The organism is Hyphomicrobiales bacterium, assembly GCA_016710435.1.
Lineage (GTDB): Bacteria > Pseudomonadota > Alphaproteobacteria > Rhizobiales > Aestuariivirgaceae > Aestuariivirga.
Map to the genome: position 1 here is coordinate 1 of JADJVV010000008.1, position 14,794 is coordinate 14,794.

Annotated in this window: 25 protein-coding genes and 1 pseudogene; 6 read left to right on the forward strand and 20 right to left on the reverse strand. The window is 56.8% G+C overall.

Annotation, left to right across the window (positions count from 1 at the left end):
- Positions 1 to 102 precede the first annotated feature (102 nt).
- The 20 genes from IPM06_17610 to IPM06_17705 all read right to left on the reverse strand — a co-directional run bounded on the left by IPM06_17610 (position 103) and on the right by IPM06_17705 (position 10,493).
- Positions 103 to 330, reverse strand: coding sequence for a hypothetical protein (locus IPM06_17610; GenBank protein ID MBK8772221.1), 228 nt, complete (start codon positions 328 to 330; stop codon positions 103 to 105).
- A 365-nt stretch (positions 331 to 695) separates the two neighbouring features.
- Entirely contained in the window at positions 696 to 899 is a 204-nt protein-coding gene (locus IPM06_17615) for a hypothetical protein (protein MBK8772222.1), read from the reverse strand.
- Between the two features lie 394 nt (positions 900 to 1,293).
- Positions 1,294 to 1,542 carry a hypothetical protein gene (locus IPM06_17620; GenBank protein ID MBK8772223.1) on the reverse strand — a complete coding sequence of 83 codons (249 nt, stop codon included), beginning with the start codon at positions 1,540 to 1,542 and terminating at the stop codon, positions 1,294 to 1,296.
- Between the two features lie 76 nt (positions 1,543 to 1,618).
- Entirely contained in the window at positions 1,619 to 1,948 is a 330-nt protein-coding gene (locus IPM06_17625; protein MBK8772224.1) for a hypothetical protein, read from the reverse strand.
- Positions 1,945 to 2,169, reverse strand: coding sequence for a hypothetical protein (locus IPM06_17630; GenBank protein ID MBK8772225.1), 225 nt, complete (start codon positions 2,167 to 2,169; stop codon positions 1,945 to 1,947). Before IPM06_17630 ends, IPM06_17625 begins: the two co-directional genes overlap by 4 nt.
- Complete coding sequence (locus IPM06_17635; protein MBK8772226.1) at positions 2,153 to 2,578, reverse strand: hypothetical protein; 426 nt, start codon at positions 2,576 to 2,578, stop codon at positions 2,153 to 2,155. The genes IPM06_17630 and IPM06_17635 overlap by 17 nt, the downstream gene beginning before the upstream one ends.
- Positions 2,571 to 2,975, reverse strand: a complete 405-nt coding sequence (locus tag IPM06_17640; GenBank protein ID MBK8772227.1) for a hypothetical protein — start codon at positions 2,973 to 2,975, stop codon at positions 2,571 to 2,573. Before IPM06_17640 ends, IPM06_17635 begins: the two co-directional genes overlap by 8 nt.
- Positions 2,976 to 4,023: 1,048 nt before the next feature.
- Positions 4,024 to 4,797 carry a hypothetical protein gene (locus IPM06_17645; protein ID MBK8772228.1) on the reverse strand — a complete coding sequence of 258 codons (774 nt, stop codon included), beginning with the start codon at positions 4,795 to 4,797 and terminating at the stop codon, positions 4,024 to 4,026.
- Positions 4,794 to 5,108: a hypothetical protein gene (locus IPM06_17650; protein MBK8772229.1), complete on the reverse strand. Its 315-nt coding sequence runs from the start codon at positions 5,106 to 5,108 to the stop codon at positions 4,794 to 4,796. Before IPM06_17650 ends, IPM06_17645 begins: the two co-directional genes overlap by 4 nt.
- Positions 5,105 to 5,305, reverse strand: a complete 201-nt coding sequence (locus IPM06_17655; GenBank protein ID MBK8772230.1) for a hypothetical protein — start codon at positions 5,303 to 5,305, stop codon at positions 5,105 to 5,107. Before IPM06_17655 ends, IPM06_17650 begins: the two co-directional genes overlap by 4 nt.
- Positions 5,302 to 5,490 carry a hypothetical protein gene (locus IPM06_17660; protein ID MBK8772231.1) on the reverse strand — a complete coding sequence of 63 codons (189 nt, stop codon included), beginning with the start codon at positions 5,488 to 5,490 and terminating at the stop codon, positions 5,302 to 5,304. The genes IPM06_17655 and IPM06_17660 overlap by 4 nt, the downstream gene beginning before the upstream one ends.
- Before the next feature lie 283 nt (positions 5,491 to 5,773).
- Positions 5,774 to 6,169: a hypothetical protein gene (locus IPM06_17665; protein MBK8772232.1), complete on the reverse strand. Its 396-nt coding sequence runs from the start codon at positions 6,167 to 6,169 to the stop codon at positions 5,774 to 5,776.
- An 86-nt stretch (positions 6,170 to 6,255) separates the two neighbouring features.
- Positions 6,256 to 7,077, reverse strand: a complete 822-nt coding sequence (locus tag IPM06_17670) for a PD-(D/E)XK nuclease-like domain-containing protein (protein MBK8772233.1) — start codon at positions 7,075 to 7,077, stop codon at positions 6,256 to 6,258.
- Entirely contained in the window at positions 7,055 to 7,312 is a 258-nt protein-coding gene (locus IPM06_17675; GenBank protein ID MBK8772234.1) for a hypothetical protein, read from the reverse strand. The genes IPM06_17670 and IPM06_17675 overlap by 23 nt, the downstream gene beginning before the upstream one ends.
- 474 nt (positions 7,313 to 7,786) lie before the next feature.
- On the reverse strand, positions 7,787 to 9,076 hold the full coding sequence (locus IPM06_17680) for a hypothetical protein (protein ID MBK8772235.1): 1,290 nt from the start codon (positions 9,074 to 9,076) through the stop codon (positions 7,787 to 7,789).
- Between the two features lies 1 nt (position 9,077).
- The gene (locus IPM06_17685; GenBank protein MBK8772236.1) at positions 9,078 to 9,389 is read right to left on the reverse strand and encodes a hypothetical protein; all 312 of its coding nucleotides are present in this window, start codon (positions 9,387 to 9,389) and stop codon (positions 9,078 to 9,080) included.
- A gap of 18 nt (positions 9,390 to 9,407) precedes the next feature.
- Positions 9,408 to 9,668 carry a hypothetical protein gene (locus tag IPM06_17690; GenBank protein ID MBK8772237.1) on the reverse strand — a complete coding sequence of 87 codons (261 nt, stop codon included), beginning with the start codon at positions 9,666 to 9,668 and terminating at the stop codon, positions 9,408 to 9,410.
- A gap of 2 nt (positions 9,669 to 9,670) precedes the next feature.
- Entirely contained in the window at positions 9,671 to 9,886 is a 216-nt protein-coding gene (locus IPM06_17695; protein ID MBK8772238.1) for a hypothetical protein, read from the reverse strand.
- 45 nt (positions 9,887 to 9,931) lie between these two features.
- Positions 9,932 to 10,177: a hypothetical protein gene (locus tag IPM06_17700; protein MBK8772239.1), complete on the reverse strand. Its 246-nt coding sequence runs from the start codon at positions 10,175 to 10,177 to the stop codon at positions 9,932 to 9,934.
- Complete coding sequence (locus tag IPM06_17705; protein MBK8772240.1) at positions 10,170 to 10,493, reverse strand: hypothetical protein; 324 nt, start codon at positions 10,491 to 10,493, stop codon at positions 10,170 to 10,172. Before IPM06_17705 ends, IPM06_17700 begins: the two co-directional genes overlap by 8 nt.
- Positions 10,494 to 11,647: 1,154 nt before the next feature.
- On the opposite strand from IPM06_17705, the gene IPM06_17710 reads away from it, so the two are divergent.
- From IPM06_17710 to IPM06_17735, 6 genes and pseudogenes are all read left to right on the forward strand, one after another.
- A complete protein-coding gene (locus IPM06_17710; GenBank protein MBK8772241.1) occupies positions 11,648 to 12,433 on the forward strand; it encodes a hypothetical protein in 786 nt (261 codons plus the stop codon).
- Positions 12,420 to 12,728, forward strand: coding sequence for a hypothetical protein (locus tag IPM06_17715; protein MBK8772242.1), 309 nt, complete (start codon positions 12,420 to 12,422; stop codon positions 12,726 to 12,728). The genes IPM06_17710 and IPM06_17715 overlap by 14 nt, the downstream gene beginning before the upstream one ends.
- A gap of 190 nt (positions 12,729 to 12,918) precedes the next feature.
- Positions 12,919 to 13,275, forward strand: a complete 357-nt coding sequence (locus IPM06_17720) for a DUF1566 domain-containing protein (GenBank protein MBK8772243.1) — start codon at positions 12,919 to 12,921, stop codon at positions 13,273 to 13,275.
- Positions 13,272 to 13,559: a hypothetical protein gene (locus tag IPM06_17725; GenBank protein MBK8772244.1), complete on the forward strand. Its 288-nt coding sequence runs from the start codon at positions 13,272 to 13,274 to the stop codon at positions 13,557 to 13,559. The genes IPM06_17720 and IPM06_17725 overlap by 4 nt, the downstream gene beginning before the upstream one ends.
- A gap of 10 nt (positions 13,560 to 13,569) precedes the next feature.
- Positions 13,570 to 14,004 (forward strand): DUF1064 domain-containing protein, encoded by a 435-nt coding sequence (locus IPM06_17730; protein MBK8772245.1) that lies wholly within the window; start codon positions 13,570 to 13,572, stop codon positions 14,002 to 14,004.
- Positions 14,005 to 14,285: 281 nt separating this feature from the next.
- Positions 14,286 to 14,654, forward strand: a pseudogene (locus tag IPM06_17735) (terminase).
- Positions 14,655 to 14,794 lie beyond the last annotated feature (140 nt).

Sequence of the window (14,794 nt, forward strand, 5' to 3'; positions counted from 1 at the left end):
GTTAGAACTTACCGGACTGCTGTCACCGTAGCGTTTGGATTTTCTTCGCACGCGGAAAGATACGCACGCACAAAATCAACCAGCCCGTCGTAATCGCCCCATTTATTCTCTGGGTCGAACTCCTGAAACTCTCGGGTCGCTCAGAAGCAGCGCCAAGCCTTCACGCAGCGGCTCGATCAACTGCGCCGCTTTTGTTATGCCAATTTCTTCTGGCCTCCACAAGTGCTTGTAAATCCCCGCCGCACTAGCCATCTTGTTGAGGTTGTGGGTAATTTTACTGGCGTAAATCGTTGTTTCGCGTACTTTGCTCAAACGCACGCTGAGGCTCATTATGTTTCCTCCGGTTGGCTCGTGGTTCGTCTTGCACGGGCTGTCGAATACTGGTTCGGCGTCTCGCGCAATGGCGATCCGCAAAGCCCCTCGCGGCGCAAGTAGTCCATCGCCATTGCCGGCAGGTCGTGTTCCGGCGCGGCTTCCGCAGCGACCTGGCGAGTTTCGCAACCAGCATAGCCAAGTCGCCCACGCTCCGTTGTAGGTCTTCGGCCTCTTCTTCGCACAGCCAGCCGTCAGGCAGTTCTGGCGGGTCTTCCGGGTCTCCCCATGCTTCCCAACTCATGGTCTATCCTTTCTCCGTTTCACCAGCCGCCGAACCCGGCAGTCCAGCGGACGCCGTTCTGGCGCCGCTGACTTCTGTGTTATGCCCCATACGGTGCGCCAAGTTTCTCAGCCGCTGCGTCGAGCCTGCGCAGATGCACCTGCTGCTTCCGCTTCAGCGCCTTCACTACAGTCTGCGCACCGCTCACTCGCTCAAGTATGTTTATCGCGGCCTCGGTCAACTCAATATCCCGGTGGGCATGTGAGTAGTCGTTCAGGTGCTTGCGCTTCGTTTTTTCGCCCATAGTTCCTCCAAGTAGTTGCCGTGGCATAACACGGCGATCCAGGCGCGACCGCCTTCGGCGTCGGCCTGATCTAAGCGTTCTGCGTCTTCAATGCGCCCGCTCAGAGCGCCAGTTACGCCCATCTTGCGTCTTGGCGATGTATGCTGCTGCGATTTCGAGTCGTTTAACCGTTTCCGGCTGCCCAACAGTGGCGCACATTCCGCGGCTGCACACACTAACCAACATCATCAGCGCATTTGCAACATCATGCACCGTGTTGCATTTGCAGGCGTTAACGTAGTCCTGACTAATCTTTCCAGCAATTACTTCGGCTTCTTCAGGTGTAATCTGTTCGCTCCTTTTTCGGTTGTCAGAACCTTACGGATGTACTAGTTGTCATCGGCTCACCTCAGCGTTAGGCATCGTGCAGGCACGGGCCGTATTCGTTGCCGCGGTCCATCCCGCGGACCGAGATTTCGATTTCACCTCTCACAAAATCGTAGATGACTGAGCGCACAACTTCCGCGCCAAACCCATACCGCAACGTAATGAACTCCCCCTCCCTCGGTACGGCCGTAATTTCCCCGTTGAAGATGCACTTTGGCTTCCAGCTGTCGTGGTCCGCCGCTGATCCATCCCAACTTGTCCAGACTGTCGCTTTCATCGTTTCTCCTATGCCTAACATTTGCGTCAACGCGGACGCTCCGCTTCGCTACGCGCCGGTTACGCCAGCGTTAGGTTTACTTCCCGCACTCTCCGCGCAGTTCTTCCATGCACTGCCACAAACGCCCGTCGCCGCTCTTCTTGTGCGTCGTGGTGTCCCATGCGTCCATCGCGCGCTGCATAACATACTGCTGGCGATCAATCATTGCTGCGGCCTGTGAAAGCGCCATCTCAAGGCCCGCGATCACGTCCGCGCTGTTTGTTCCGTCATGCGGGCTCTTTGCATACAGTGGCTGCTGTTCAATCGCGAGGTCTGTGCCCCACTTCCATGGCGGCACCTCAGTCAGCCTCCACTGGAATTTGTCAACTCCCATTATCGGGCGGTAGCGCCATGCAACGATGTTCATTTCGTCACCTGCGGCGGGGGCGTCAAGCACTCGGCCTGCAAGAAAGCAATGGTCGGCGCCTCTTTTCGCAGCGCGTAATACTCCACCTGCACCTTGGCGCTCCCGATCATCTTGCCTGCCAAGTTGGCAAGTTCTGCCGCTTCGCCGGGATTCATCTCGCCAGCGCGCAGCTTGGCGAACACGTCTGCCAGTTGGCCGCGCAGTTCATCCACGTTTTTCATTGATCGCCCTTTTCAGTTTTAGTAGTTCACGTTGACATTCCACCAGCGGTAGAGGAATGTCAGCCGATTTCAGTCCAACGCTGGCCGCGAGCATTCGTCGTACATAGGCTGTGCTCAGTTTGTCACGCTGCCGCGCCATGTTTTCTTTGGATATGTTCCGCCGCTTGTCTGGGTTTGCCGCGACCCACGCCACCGCCCGCGCTTTCACAGCCTTCGCGTTGCCCTCGTACCATGCCCGGAAGTAGGCCGCGCCTTCTATCGTCTGGTGCGGCTTCACAGTTTGCGCCGCGTACCAAGCCCTGTGCCTTGCTCTTTCGCATGCTTTGCACTCGCTGCGGGGGCCTCTGTAGGCGGTCGCCGGCTTCTCGCCTTTGCAAGTTTGACAGGTTTTTTGCACATTCTCATTCATTGCCTTCTCCGCCAAGCGGCCTAGCGTCAGCCGTCGGCATTGCGCGGACCAAATGTATCAGCGTGCAATCGTCACCATCTGCGAGATGGCCGTTCTCGTCCAGTGTTCGCTGGATGGCGGTTTCCAGTCGCAACTTCTCGCCACGCAACTTCTCAATTTCGGCTGCAGCGCTGTTCCCCACAAGCCCGAGCGCCTCTGCCCACAATCTCGGGATGGTGACATCCACTCCACCGCCGCCAGCTAGCCATCCAGCGCCCGCTTCGAACTGCACTGCGTTTAGCTCAAGGTGCACCGGGCAATTTCCGTCGTCATCAAGTTCAAGGAGGTCCTGGTAGAGGTGAAACCCGGCACCCGTCTTTTCGTCTATCCGGTACAAAATCGTTTGTTTCGTGCTCATCGTTTCTTCTCCGGTTAGTCAGCAGCAACCTCGCAGCATTCAGGCGCATGGTCTGGGTTGTTTGCGTAGTATGGCTGTCCCCATTCGGGCAGCACTCGCCATTCACCTGCTCTGCGGCATCCCAATCTGCGCCATATATGGCGTTCGCCTCTTCCAGCGTAAGGCACTGCCCTTGCGCTGTAGTTGGAGATCCGCACCATCCGCATCTAAACACCTTTATCATCGCTATCTCCTTATGGCTAACCCGTCGTTCGAGCCGGACCCTCCGGCGATAATGCCGCCGTCGGGCCGCTCACCTTCACGTTAGATCGCGATTCAGCATGGCACTCATAGTCGTGTTCGCATCGAATGCAGTTCATTCCAACGCTGTCTGCCTCGAATTTGTCACACACTGGCGGCAGATTGTACGGGTCGTTCCATTCGTTATTATCGCAAACGCATCCGTCAGGCCGGCTTACGTGCGGTTCCAGCCGCTCCCCGCAGTGCGGGCAATTGGTAATGTTCATTTCTCTCTCAGATAATCCTACGCAGCCTACTGTGTTGTCCAGGATGCGCTTGACGCGATCGGCGGGGGTCATTTCTTTCATCCTCGAATGGCGTTGCTATTCCACAAGATCGTCGCAGCCAGATGCCCGATTCCGACATCCCAATTGGCGGAAGTTGGCCCTCGCGCGCCGCAGTCTCGGCAAAGGACGGCGTAGATCGATGGTGCGCTGTCGCGGCGCACCTCGAAGGCCGTAACTGCCACTTCCCGGCTACCGCAGAACGGGCAGTCTGATGGATGTCGGAACGCGCTGGTGTCTGGTTCGGCGCGAGAGCTTCTGTCCGGAGTCATCTCATATCCTCATACCGAATGCGAATGCAATTCCCCTTGCCGTCGATGTCTCGTTTCTCGATCAGTCCGCAAAGGTCAAAGTATTCGACGCAATCTGAAACACGCTCGCGCGTCGCGTCGTCGAAGAATGTCTGAAGGCTCCACCATTCATTTCCGTCCAGCCGCATGATGAATTTGCATTCTTGTCGCTCGCCCCCTGCTGCGTCGATATGCTCATGACGAGTATTCCTGTTCGGCCATCTCGCAGAAAAACGAACACGACGGAAGCGGCTCGCCTCTGTATGGTTCCCCTTGTGGCAATTCGCGGAGCGGGAACCGCTGCCCTTCCAGCGGGCCAGACCGATGGAAAAGAATTCTGGCGTTGTCGCCGTGAAGCGCGGCCACCTTGTCCTCTGCTTGCGCTAACCTCTCGAACTGGTCGGGGAAGTCTTCTCGGATCGCCCGGAAATATCCCTGACCTCCTTTGACGCAACCGATGCAATTCGCGTTGTCGTAACCGAGTCGGTACATCATCGGCAGTACTAGCCCGGCGCGTTGTACCATCGCTTTGCAATCTTCCTTCGTCAGACCGTGTTCTATCAAAGGAACGAGAACCGGTCGATCAGGGTTCCGCTCGATGAAATCCTCATACCGATGCACTTCTTCTGCGGTATAGCCAAGAACCATCACGTCCCCCGGCTGTTTCCATGCATCGAGCAGCCCGCGCTTGATGCGACGAGTACAGGCGGCACCATTCTGCCCTTTTATGAAGCCGACAGTCTCAAAGACTTCTATCGCGCTGGCGTTGTATTTGGCGTCTCGTAGGGTGACTATTTCTCGACCGAACCATTTCTCGCAGTCTTGAAAAAATCGCCGATTGTCCGCGTGTTCTTCGGCAATGAACGCATTTACGATCACGCAGTCGTCTCCGTATTTGGCGAGCGTGAGTTTAGTCGCGATTGCAGACGCTGCACCACAGGAGAATTGGCAAACAATACGAGGGCTCATCTCAGATCCTCATGCCGAATGCGAATGCAAGGCCCCTTGTCGTCGATGTCTCGTTTCTCGATCAGGCCGTTCATGTCGAGGTATTCGAGGCACATACGCTCGCGAGTCTCCTCGTCGAAGAATGTCGGAACGATCCACCAGTCCTCGCCGTCAATCTGCCTGGCGAATTTGCATTCTTGGTAGATTGTCCAGACCGCCGTCTCAATAGCGAGTCGTCGTTCAAGCCCTCGCACTCTCTCCCTCCTGGCGATCGCATCGGCCCCTGCGTCCATCGCGGCTTTCCATTCTTCAACGTCGGAGTCTGTACTCACGACCGCGGCCCCTGCTGCGCCGAATAGTCAGGCGACCGAAGATCAGGAGTGGGAAGCTCGATCGCCCCGGCGTAGAGCATGGCGACGATGCATAGCGCCAGGATGATCGAGGCGTAGATGACGGCATAGGCGAGCATCTCCATGCCGCGATCGTCGTCGGCTTGAGGCTCGACGATGCGTGGGTTTGGTTTGGTCACTTCGGCTGCTCCTGTGTCGCCGACTGCAGATCGTTCAGCAACTGGCGGATCAGCGTGGGGCAGCAGTGGTGCGCCATCCAGTCGGTCAGGTACCCAAGCGCCCATGCTTCATGGTGCCCACTGGACGGCCGGTCCTCTGATGCCTTGGCTATCAGGGATGCTCTGATCTTGGTTGCGTCGGTCATATATCCTCCTTGTTATCGATGACAACTGCAGTTTGAGCAAAACGTGTTCGCGTAGTTGTTAGCCACTCCACCATATCCACAAACATAGCATTTCCACCCTGTTCCAGTGTCTGGGTGATGCAACCGCTGTTCGTCATACGGCATCGCTGTTGCTGCATCGTGTTCATCAAAGCATTCCTTTGAGTGACTCCATCCATCTGTACAACCGCAATTTGTTCCTTTGCATGGCGGCAAATTGCTCACTGTCTTGGTTGCGTTGGTCATAGTCGTGATTCCTTAAAGGTTAGCTGTCGGCATCACGCGTCACCCCGTTGCGGGCCTCGTTTGCAGACTCCGGCGCCTTCTTCGTGCAAGCCAATGTCGTAGGAATCGGCTTTTTGCGCGGGAGTTTCAGATCAAACGTCCGTTCCGCATCGAGTTCAGGTGACCCCTTGATGCGAATTCCTGGCTCCATCTTTGGCCCGACTCGCACCTGGCGAACGCACAGGGTCAGTTTGTGGCCGACCCATGCGTTCGTCTCGCGACCCCACAGCTCTTTGATGCACTCGGCGTTTGTCCGGTTCAGGAGCCACCCTCGCGGGCTGCGCGACTCACGGAAATAGACGATGATCCTATCCTTCGTCTTCCCCTTCCCGTCGTCGTCGCCGATCTTCATCGACTCGACTTGTTCGAGCGTCACGCGGTCGATTGTTAGAGTCGGCTCTTTGCCGACCAGCTCTGCGGCTGTGATATACGTCCCCCAAGAATCCTAGGCCCATGTCCATGTCATTCTCCTAATTCTATCCCCGAACGCATCCGGGCGTCGTCGTCGTCGTCCATGCCGACCCAGGCCGGCAACTGCAGCGCTTGCGGCTCCGTGTAGCGCCCAGGCCACCTGCCTGACGCCCTGCACTCTGCCACACGCACCAGCAGTTTGCCCACTTCGTCCGTCGCGTACCAGAGTGAGTCGGCGTCAATCTCGAATACTCCAACGTCGTAAGGCGCTGACTTCTCCACGGCGACGAGGAGAATAGACTGCGGCATCCACCCGCGCGCGGCATGGATTCCGGCCGCGTAGTGAGCCATCTGGCAGTGGTACATATATCGAGCGGCCAAGGCGCCGAATCTTCGCCCGTCAATGCTGATCGTCGTCTTCAGGTCGATGAGCGTTCTGGCAGATGGGACGATCCAGTCTGGCCGCGCCTTGCACTGCAGGCCGGAATTTACGTCGGTCCATATTAGGCTGCACTCGTATTCCGCGCCCGCGTCTTGCATATACGGCACAACGAGAGGATGCGCCCGAACCGCTCTGGCGATCGCCATCGCCTCGTCAATTTCCGCCGAACTGAAGATTGTTTTCCCGATGTTCGCATCCTTGAAGTCTGTCCACGCCTTCCCCTGGCGCCGCTCACCGCCCCATATCGCAATTTCTGAGTTGAACAGTTCCGGCTCGAAAACCATCGTATGGATCGCGCGGCCGAATGCGAGGGCTGGCGTATCCGCGCGCTTGTGGGTCAGCATGTGCTTGTACTTGGCTGGGGATTCCGCCATATATTTAAGGCTGGACCAATTCACAGCATCAACGTTATCGTACTGAAAGCGGTTCATTTTCGAGATCCTTTGCAATTTCTGCGGCAAACAGGAGGGCTAGTATGCGCACTCCTTCTTTCTCCCACCAATAAGCAAGATCTGTCATTTCTGGATAGAAGCGCTGAAACATATTTCTAGCGGCATATAGCTCATTTACAGTTGTTGCAGAATGATTGATCGCGTTTGCGAAACTGTAATACGGTTCATTATGCAAAATCCTAGCCGCTCTAAGGAATATCGTCTCCAACTTCACGCTGCTATCCCTCGACCACGAGCATGCACGATGTCGTAACCAAAGCGGTTCACTTGGACCTCCACGAAAACCAGTCGTGCGGATTCCGCTCGGGAATGCAGAGCCGGTTCACAACCCGGTCATTCTCGTCAGGCGTCTGTGCCTCATACTGGAACTCGCACGTCGTCGTGCTGTAGAGGGTGAGATATTCGCGCCACTCGTCTCCTCGCATCGTGACGGCGTAAGCAAATCCAATTTTCCCGGCCGGCAGGGCGTGTGGGCGGGCTATCCGCTGCTCCCGTGCCTGAGCCCAAAGTGGCTTCATACTTTCCTCCTAGTAAATTCCATCATTTCCGGATATCCGATTCGCAAGAGGCTTTGGCGGCTTCACCAGCGCACATGCGCAGGACATGGCGCAATGAGGCGAGATGGATTGTGCTGACGCCCTTCGGCGTTAGCCAGTACCAGTTATTGAGGGTCACGATGCCGGCTCCATCATGATTCAAATTCAGGCGCGTAGTCTTCCGGCCGATCGAACATCATAGATCCATCGGCATAACGGTAGGTGCTCGCCATCGCCGCTAGGCAATCATTTGCAGCGCGCCCGTCATAGGCGTTGGGGTCGACTCGAATAAAGTACCGCTTTGTCGTGCCGTCAGGTTCCGGCGTGCTGTTTAGCATGTCTAGACATACAATCGGCTCGTCGTCTGATAGCTCCTTGCTGAACAGTCTCGCTGTTCGCAACCCAGCTATTGGATAGTCCGGTCCGATTTCGTGCTTTACCACTGCACCGCTATCGACGATGTATCGCTCAAGCCCGTAGAGTTCGATCATGACACGCCGAATCTCAGCATTCGGCTCGTCGTCTATTGCCTTGGCCGTAATCTGCTCAGGGTGCTCGATAATATAAGCAGGCACGCGCACACCATGAACGGCATGGATTGCCCATCCGTCCGGATATGCGATGGCAGGGCCGGTCAGACTATGCAGCCGATTCCGATCGTCTCGGTTGATGATGCGAGGACGATCGGAGATTGCTAGCACGTTTCTATGCCACCACGTCCAGCCGCAGGATTTGACTAGCTCCTCAAGCACGCTGAATTTTTCGAGGATAGGATCATCCAACCCACAGACATCGCGGAAGAAGCTTACCCATGATGCGAATCCTGTCCCCCATACGGCATCGTATCCGTAGTTGTTAAACCCGTCTTTGGCGGCGACTCCGACCTGATCCCTAACCTGAGCCCCGACCTGATCCCCGACCTGATCCCCGACCTGAGCCCTGACCTGATCCCCGACCTGATCCCCGACCTGATCCCAGACCTGATCCCTGACCTGATCCCTGACCTGATCCCCGACCTGAGCCCCGACCTGATCCCCGACCTGATCCCCGACCTGATCCCAGACCTGAGCCCCGACCTGAGCCCAGACCTGATCCCTAACCTGAGCCCCGACCTGATCCCCGACCTGATCCCCGACCTGATCCCTGACCTGATCCCCGACCTGATCCCCGACCTGATCCCCGACCTGATCCCTGACCTGAGCCCTCAATCCATTCTTAAGTATCAGCCAAGCCATCGCTCCCCCGACCGTGGCGGCATAGGGGCTGCCCATACGCAAAATAACCATCGGTTGTTCGTGGCCGGCTAGTTTGTATCCGCGCATGGCGGCTGCGGTTGCAGCCTCAAAATTGGCCGGCTCGGTAGATAGGCCGATATCAATCCATTGTTGCGCCCACTCTCCAAATCTCGACTTTTGCTCGTCAGTGATGGAATCGATTCGCATGTCAGTCAACCACGCTGCGCAGTTCTTGCGGGGTGAATTGCGTTTGGATGGCCACATGATAAATGCCGACATCTAGCTGTGCAGCAGAATGCTCCTCATGCTTGAGCGAGGTCTTTTCCATCACTTGCAGGAAACGCTCCGCGCCGGCAGACCAGAGCTTTGCCTTCGTCGGTTCGGCGATCTGGTGGGCGTGCCCCGTGACCTCGCCGTGCGCCAGAATGACACGGCCTTTGTCCTGGCTGATCGCCGTTACATCGGCTGGCATGGCGGCGACCTTGACGAGCAATACGTCGCCTTGACGAATTACTTTCATGCGAATCTCCTTGTGTGGTTAAAAAATGTTCTGCTCAAGCATTCTCGGCCGATCGCGGAGAGAGTTCATGCGCTCCAGATACTCTTCCTGCAAACCGCGCTCTGCGTCGCGCATCGACTGATACAACTGCTGGGCTATAAGCAGCGGGGTCGAGTCGCGGCCTTCAAGCATTGCCGCTCTGGCGGCTTCTCCGTATTGAGCGGCCGCCATCGAGTAGGCCGCCTCAAGGTTAAGGCTGTGATTCATTAGGGCGCGCAGCCACCAGTAGCGCAGTTTCATTATCACGATTGCTCCCCTTCACGTTCATTTTGCGCCTGCAGTTCGGCCAACGCATGCGAAAGGTGGAATTCAACGTCCAACCATCCGCGCGCCACCGCAACATCGTAAAGCACTTGGACGCGGGCAATCATGCGTTCCGGCGAGTCGATCTCGCGCAGCAGCGTCTTGAGTTCGGAGCTGGCGGCGTTGATCTCAGTGGCGATGGTTGCAAGGTTCATTTATGATTTCCTCAGCGCTGATCGATTCCGGCATGAATAAGAATTTCAGCCGTCGCCGGAGCCGGAGCCGTCGTCGGAGCCGTAGCCGGAGCCGGAGCCGTCGCCGTAGCCGGAGCCGTAGCTGTAGCCGGAGCCGTAGCTGTAGCCGGAGCCGTAGCTGTAGCCGGAGCCGTAGCCGTCGCCGTAGCCGGAGCCGGAGCCGTCGCCGTCGCCGGAGCCGGAGCCGTAGCCGTAGCCGTCGCCGTCGCCGTCGACGTAGCCGTCGCTGTCGCTGGAGCCGGTATTACTCATGCGCTTTCAGCGCCCGCAGATTTGCGGCGGCTGCCTCGCTGCACGGAATAATCTCAATGGCCTCTGTGAGCAAGATATGCGGGATGGAAATCGAAAGCTTCGAGGATTTGCTGATTCCTTTCTCAGCGACGGCAGAGAGGGTAAACGCTCCATGCCAATACCAAATCCGGCGGGCGTTGTGCAGCACTACCTCCCTTCCGATGCGACTCGCAAGCGTGCCGAAATGGACGCCGGCGGAATGGGTGCGAATGATTACGTCTTTTCCTTCAAACATTGCGGACCTCCTTGGGTTGTGTTGCGCTGTTGATGTAGTCATTTGAGCAGAATCCTGCGCGCATGTCAAGCAGAATTCTGCAAAATATTTCTTGCATCCTGCAAAATCCTGCTATACGATTCAGGTATGGAAACCGACATGATAAAGACCGTAAAGAAGCAGCTCGCAGGGCTTGAATCGCGCGACTTGAGGAAGATTGCGCATGATTCCGGCGTCTCTGTCCGCTGGCTCTATTCATTCCGGGCCGGGGAGATTCCGAACCCTGGATACGTCACCCTCAAGCGAGTTTTCGCCTGCTGCTCTAAGCGAGCTTCACCCTCTTCGCCCGCGTGCGCCTCCCACTCTACCGCTCCTCCCTCCCGGTAGCGGCGCACGCGGGCACCTTTTCAATGCCGCGCCTGTTCTGCGTCGCTGAGCAGCTTCCGCAGAATGTAGTGATAAGCCCTTTTCCTTATCGTCAAAAGGCGCGGCGCCCTAACACAGAAATGGATTGAGCCTGAAAGTGAAACAACAAGGAAGAGCCCCAGCGCCACCCATCGCTTTTTCGCCCCACGTCCCCATTTCAATTGCCGATCAACTGGCAGCGATGAATTCGAGCGACACGCTCGAGTCTCGCGCCAGGAGCCTACTCTGCGGGAAAAAGCCGCCTCCGCTACGTATTTCCCCGAAGTGGACTTCGAGCGAGGACCTTATTCCTCTAATTTTGTCTTATTTGGCAGGGCGATCCGAGGCGGCCCGCACGCGAGAAGTATGGAGGGCGATAGGCGATGAAAAATCCCCGGTTTGGAAGGTTCACGACGCCCTTCTGGCGCTGATGCGGGAGGGGACGATAACCGGACGGATGGTAAGGTCGAGGTCTGGTCCGGCTTGGGTATTTAGGGCAAAGTAGGCTTGCCATGATCGAGTTCGGCCCGGTTCGGAAGACTGACCCTATAGAGGTAGCAGGCGGCGTAAAGGCGGCGATTGCGGATATCGAAGTCGGCCAGTCTCGAGACTTCTACGGCACGTCGCGCGAACTACGCAACCTTCGCAATCTTACCTACTGGTACGGTACGCAGTGGGGCCGAGTCTTTCGGACCCGCACTGGCGACGGCCGGCTGATTGTTAGCCGAGTGGCTTAAGCCATTTTACTTGACCCATCTAGCGTAATTGTTATAATAATATCTCTCGGCTTATGGTCATTATGAGGGCGCTACATGTACGCTAAACTCTTTGCTTCACTGTATCAGGGAACGCTACGGGGTTGCTCTGACGAGATTCTAGTGTTCACAAATTTGCTGGCTCATTGCGGAGCTGATGGGGTGGTAGATAAGCACTTCCGGGCAATATCCGAGGAAACCGGCCTCAGTGTAGATCGAGTGGAGGCGGCTATCGTTGTGCTCGAATCACCCGACCCAGAGAGCCGATCACCAGAAGAAGAAGGGCGAAGAATCATCAAGATAGACGACCATCGCTCCTGGGGTTGGCGCGTTGTGAATCACGGGAAGTACCGGGCAATTAGGAGCGAAGAAGATCGAAGGGAACAGAACCGGCTGGCACAGCAGCGTTGGCGTGACAGTAAGCAGAATAAGCCTAGCGTAAGCACTGATAAGCCGAGTAAGCCCAAGCAGTATACAGAGGCAGAGGAAGGTGAACCTTATATAGGCCCTAACGGGCCTATTAGTCAAAACGCGGTGCGTTTAGACCCTATCCCGTACCAGAAAATAGTCGATCTGTACCACGAACACTGCCCGTTAATGCCTAAAGTGGTCCGCTTATCGGAAGCCAGAAGGGCGCAAATCAGGCAGCGGTGGAAATCCGGGGAACTACCAGACCTTGAGACGTGGGAGAAGTTCTTTAAGTTTTGCTCTGCAAGCAAGTTTCTTTCAGGGCAGGCAACGCCGGGAAACGGTCGCAATGTATTCGTTGCCAATCTCGAGTGGATCACCAAGGAAGCGAACTTTCTGAAAATCTGGGAGAAGAAATACCATGAGCCGGTTTGACGCTGCGCCTCCTGAAAAACCGTACTACGCCCCTGCAAAGCCGCAGGGTACCGACCCGGCAATCCTTCGAAACATCGAGCACGCCGCCACCATAAAGGATCGAGACTGGCTTATCGATCGGCGTATTGGGCTGGACCGTGAGTCGGTTATGGCCTATGCGAAACATCTGTCTAATGCCCCACCTCCTGATCCTCTGGACTGGGCGAGGATGGTTCTGACGCGCGTTGCAGACGGGGAGTGGTTGCCTTCCCTGGCAATCAAGAACGCGCAGGAAGCGTTGAAGGACACTGAATGAAGCGCGCACGCCCTAGAACTACCCTTCCAGAACTGCTGCGGCACTGCGCCTATGCCCACTCGGTCGATGATATCCACCGCAAGGTGTTTCCAGAACTCGCAAAAGATACGATACGCAGCGCACTGTCTCGGCTGCTGTCTGCTGAGATGGTGACGGCTCAAGATACGAGTCACGGACGGAGGTACATAGCGTGAGACCAGAACTGCAAGAAGGCGAAATCTATGCGGGAATCGTGCTCGGCAAGAATGGATCAAAGGATCACCACCTTATCGTGCTGCCAGGCACTGCTGCCCCGCTCACCTGGAAGAAGGCTTGCGAGTGGGCCACCGAGCGGGGCGGCGAACTGCCAACCCGGCGCGAGCAGGCCATTTTGTACGGCAACCGTCCGGAGGCCTTCGAAAAGGATTGGTATTGGTCAGCCGAGCAGCCCGCCTCCTCCTCTGACTATGCCTGGTTTCAGCTCTTCCACAACGGCCTCCAGACTTACAGCCTCAAGCGCCTCAAGCTCCGGGTCCGCGCCGTCCGCAGGGTAGCTATTGAGCGATGAGCATGGATGAAATAGACACCGAGCTTTTCGAGGAGCGAGCTGCGATCATGGAATACGACGGCGGGCTATCACGCGAAGAGGCCGAGTACAAAGCCCGGATCGAGGTTGAGGCGAAACGCCACGCATGCGAGGTCAAATACGTGCTCGCCCTTGAGAACGCCGAAAAGGCCGCCTATTTCGATCTCTGCCGGAAACGCCGGGGCGATGCGGCGACTGAAAGGCTGCGGGCTGACGTGATCGAGGCGTACCGGGCGGCGGCAGCGGCTGGACACATGGAGGATTAGGGGTATGCGCATGACTGAAGAGGAATACCGGAAGGCCCAGTCTCGCGTCAAAGCGCCGGCTCGGGCTGATGCTAAGGTTGTGGCAAAAGCACCGGCTAAGGCTACGAAATACGGCAACCGGAAGACTATCGTCGATGGAATCAAGTTCGATTCAAAAAGAGGGGCGCGCTATCGGGTGCTCAAGGAGGACGAGGACGCAGGATTTATCCGCAATCTTGTGATTCAGCCGGTTTTCGTTTTGGCGCCGCCTGTGGTCCTGAAGGGCAAGAAGAAGCCTGCCCTGCGCTACTACGCCGACTTTGGCTACGAGGCCAGCGTAGCATCCGGCGACTGGGTTAAGATCGTCGAGGACGTGAAGAGCGCGGCGACCAAAACCAGCGCGCTGTACCGGGTGAAGCTCCACCTCCTTAAGTACGTGCATGGTATCGACGTTGATGAGGTATGAAAAATGGCAATTTTTCGCTTGATCCGAGTCAGTGAGTCAGGCCGGCGAATCGGTGAGAGCCACCCGCGGGCTATCCTCACCGATGCCGATGTCGATACAATACGCGCCATGCACGAGGACGAAGGTAAGGGCTACAAGACCATCTCGAAGTACATGACACAGATTAAGGGGCGGCGAATCAGCCGAGGGTTGGTCTGGAAGGTATGCAAATACCGAACTCGGGCGGAGCATTGCGCCGATGTCAAGACTGTGGAGGTGGTATGAAGAAGCCCGGGCGTCGGTCGACATATACGGAAGCGGCGGCGACTGAAATCTGTAATCGCCTTGCCGATGGGGAGCCTCTTCGAGCGATTTGCCGCGAGGAACATATGCCCGCGTGGCGAACCGTGTATTCTTGGATTGCGAGCCGGGCCGAGTTTGCGGCACGCATCGCGCGCGCGCGTGAAATCGGCTTCGACGCCATCGCGGAAGAGGCACTAAATATCGCCGACACGCCGCTTGAAGGTGTCCGTATCGAGGTCACAGAAGATGGGCAGAGAGAGGTGCGCGAGGACATGCTTGGGCACCGCAAGTTGCAGATCGAGACACGCCTTAAATTGCTGGCTAAGTGGTGCCCTCAGAAGTACGGGGAGAAGCAGTCGGTAGATTTGAATATCACGGCAGGTCTTGCAGAGCGGCTAGCACGAGCGCTTTCCGAGTGAATATCGATCCAGAATCTGCAAAGATCAAGCTGGCAAAACTCTGTGCCCGCGATCCTGAGAGGTGGGCGCGAAAGGCGTATGACTGGGGA

Coding starts and splice junctions, on each gene's coding strand:
- IPM06_17610 (MBK8772221.1), bottom strand. CDS start 330: ATGAGCCTCAGCGTGCGTTTGAGCAAAGTACGCGAAACAACGATTTAC.
- IPM06_17615 (MBK8772222.1), bottom strand. CDS start 899: ATGGGCGAAAAAACGAAGCGCAAGCACCTGAACGACTACTCACATGCC.
- IPM06_17620 (MBK8772223.1), bottom strand. CDS start 1,542: ATGAAAGCGACAGTCTGGACAAGTTGGGATGGATCAGCGGCGGACCAC.
- IPM06_17625 (MBK8772224.1), bottom strand. CDS start 1,948: ATGAACATCGTTGCATGGCGCTACCGCCCGATAATGGGAGTTGACAAA.
- IPM06_17630 (MBK8772225.1), bottom strand. CDS start 2,169: ATGAAAAACGTGGATGAACTGCGCGGCCAACTGGCAGACGTGTTCGCC.
- IPM06_17635 (MBK8772226.1), bottom strand. CDS start 2,578: ATGAATGAGAATGTGCAAAAAACCTGTCAAACTTGCAAAGGCGAGAAG.
- IPM06_17640 (MBK8772227.1), bottom strand. CDS start 2,975: ATGAGCACGAAACAAACGATTTTGTACCGGATAGACGAAAAGACGGGT.
- IPM06_17645 (MBK8772228.1), bottom strand. CDS start 4,797: ATGAGCCCTCGTATTGTTTGCCAATTCTCCTGTGGTGCAGCGTCTGCA.
- IPM06_17660 (MBK8772231.1), bottom strand. CDS start 5,490: ATGACCGACGCAACCAAGATCAGAGCATCCCTGATAGCCAAGGCATCA.
- IPM06_17670 (MBK8772233.1), bottom strand. CDS start 7,077: ATGAACCGCTTTCAGTACGATAACGTTGATGCTGTGAATTGGTCCAGC.
- IPM06_17680 (MBK8772235.1), bottom strand. CDS start 9,076: ATGCGAATCGATTCCATCACTGACGAGCAAAAGTCGAGATTTGGAGAG.
- IPM06_17685 (MBK8772236.1), bottom strand. CDS start 9,389: ATGAAAGTAATTCGTCAAGGCGACGTATTGCTCGTCAAGGTCGCCGCC.
- IPM06_17690 (MBK8772237.1), bottom strand. CDS start 9,668: ATGAAACTGCGCTACTGGTGGCTGCGCGCCCTAATGAATCACAGCCTT.
- IPM06_17695 (MBK8772238.1), bottom strand. CDS start 9,886: ATGAACCTTGCAACCATCGCCACTGAGATCAACGCCGCCAGCTCCGAA.
- IPM06_17700 (MBK8772239.1), bottom strand. CDS start 10,177: ATGAGTAATACCGGCTCCAGCGACAGCGACGGCTACGTCGACGGCGAC.
- IPM06_17705 (MBK8772240.1), bottom strand. CDS start 10,493: ATGACTACATCAACAGCGCAACACAACCCAAGGAGGTCCGCAATGTTT.
- IPM06_17710 (MBK8772241.1), top strand. CDS start 11,648: ATGTACGCTAAACTCTTTGCTTCACTGTATCAGGGAACGCTACGGGGT.
- IPM06_17715 (MBK8772242.1), top strand. CDS start 12,420: ATGAGCCGGTTTGACGCTGCGCCTCCTGAAAAACCGTACTACGCCCCT.
- IPM06_17725 (MBK8772244.1), top strand. CDS start 13,272: ATGAGCATGGATGAAATAGACACCGAGCTTTTCGAGGAGCGAGCTGCG.
- IPM06_17730 (MBK8772245.1), top strand. CDS start 13,570: ATGACTGAAGAGGAATACCGGAAGGCCCAGTCTCGCGTCAAAGCGCCG.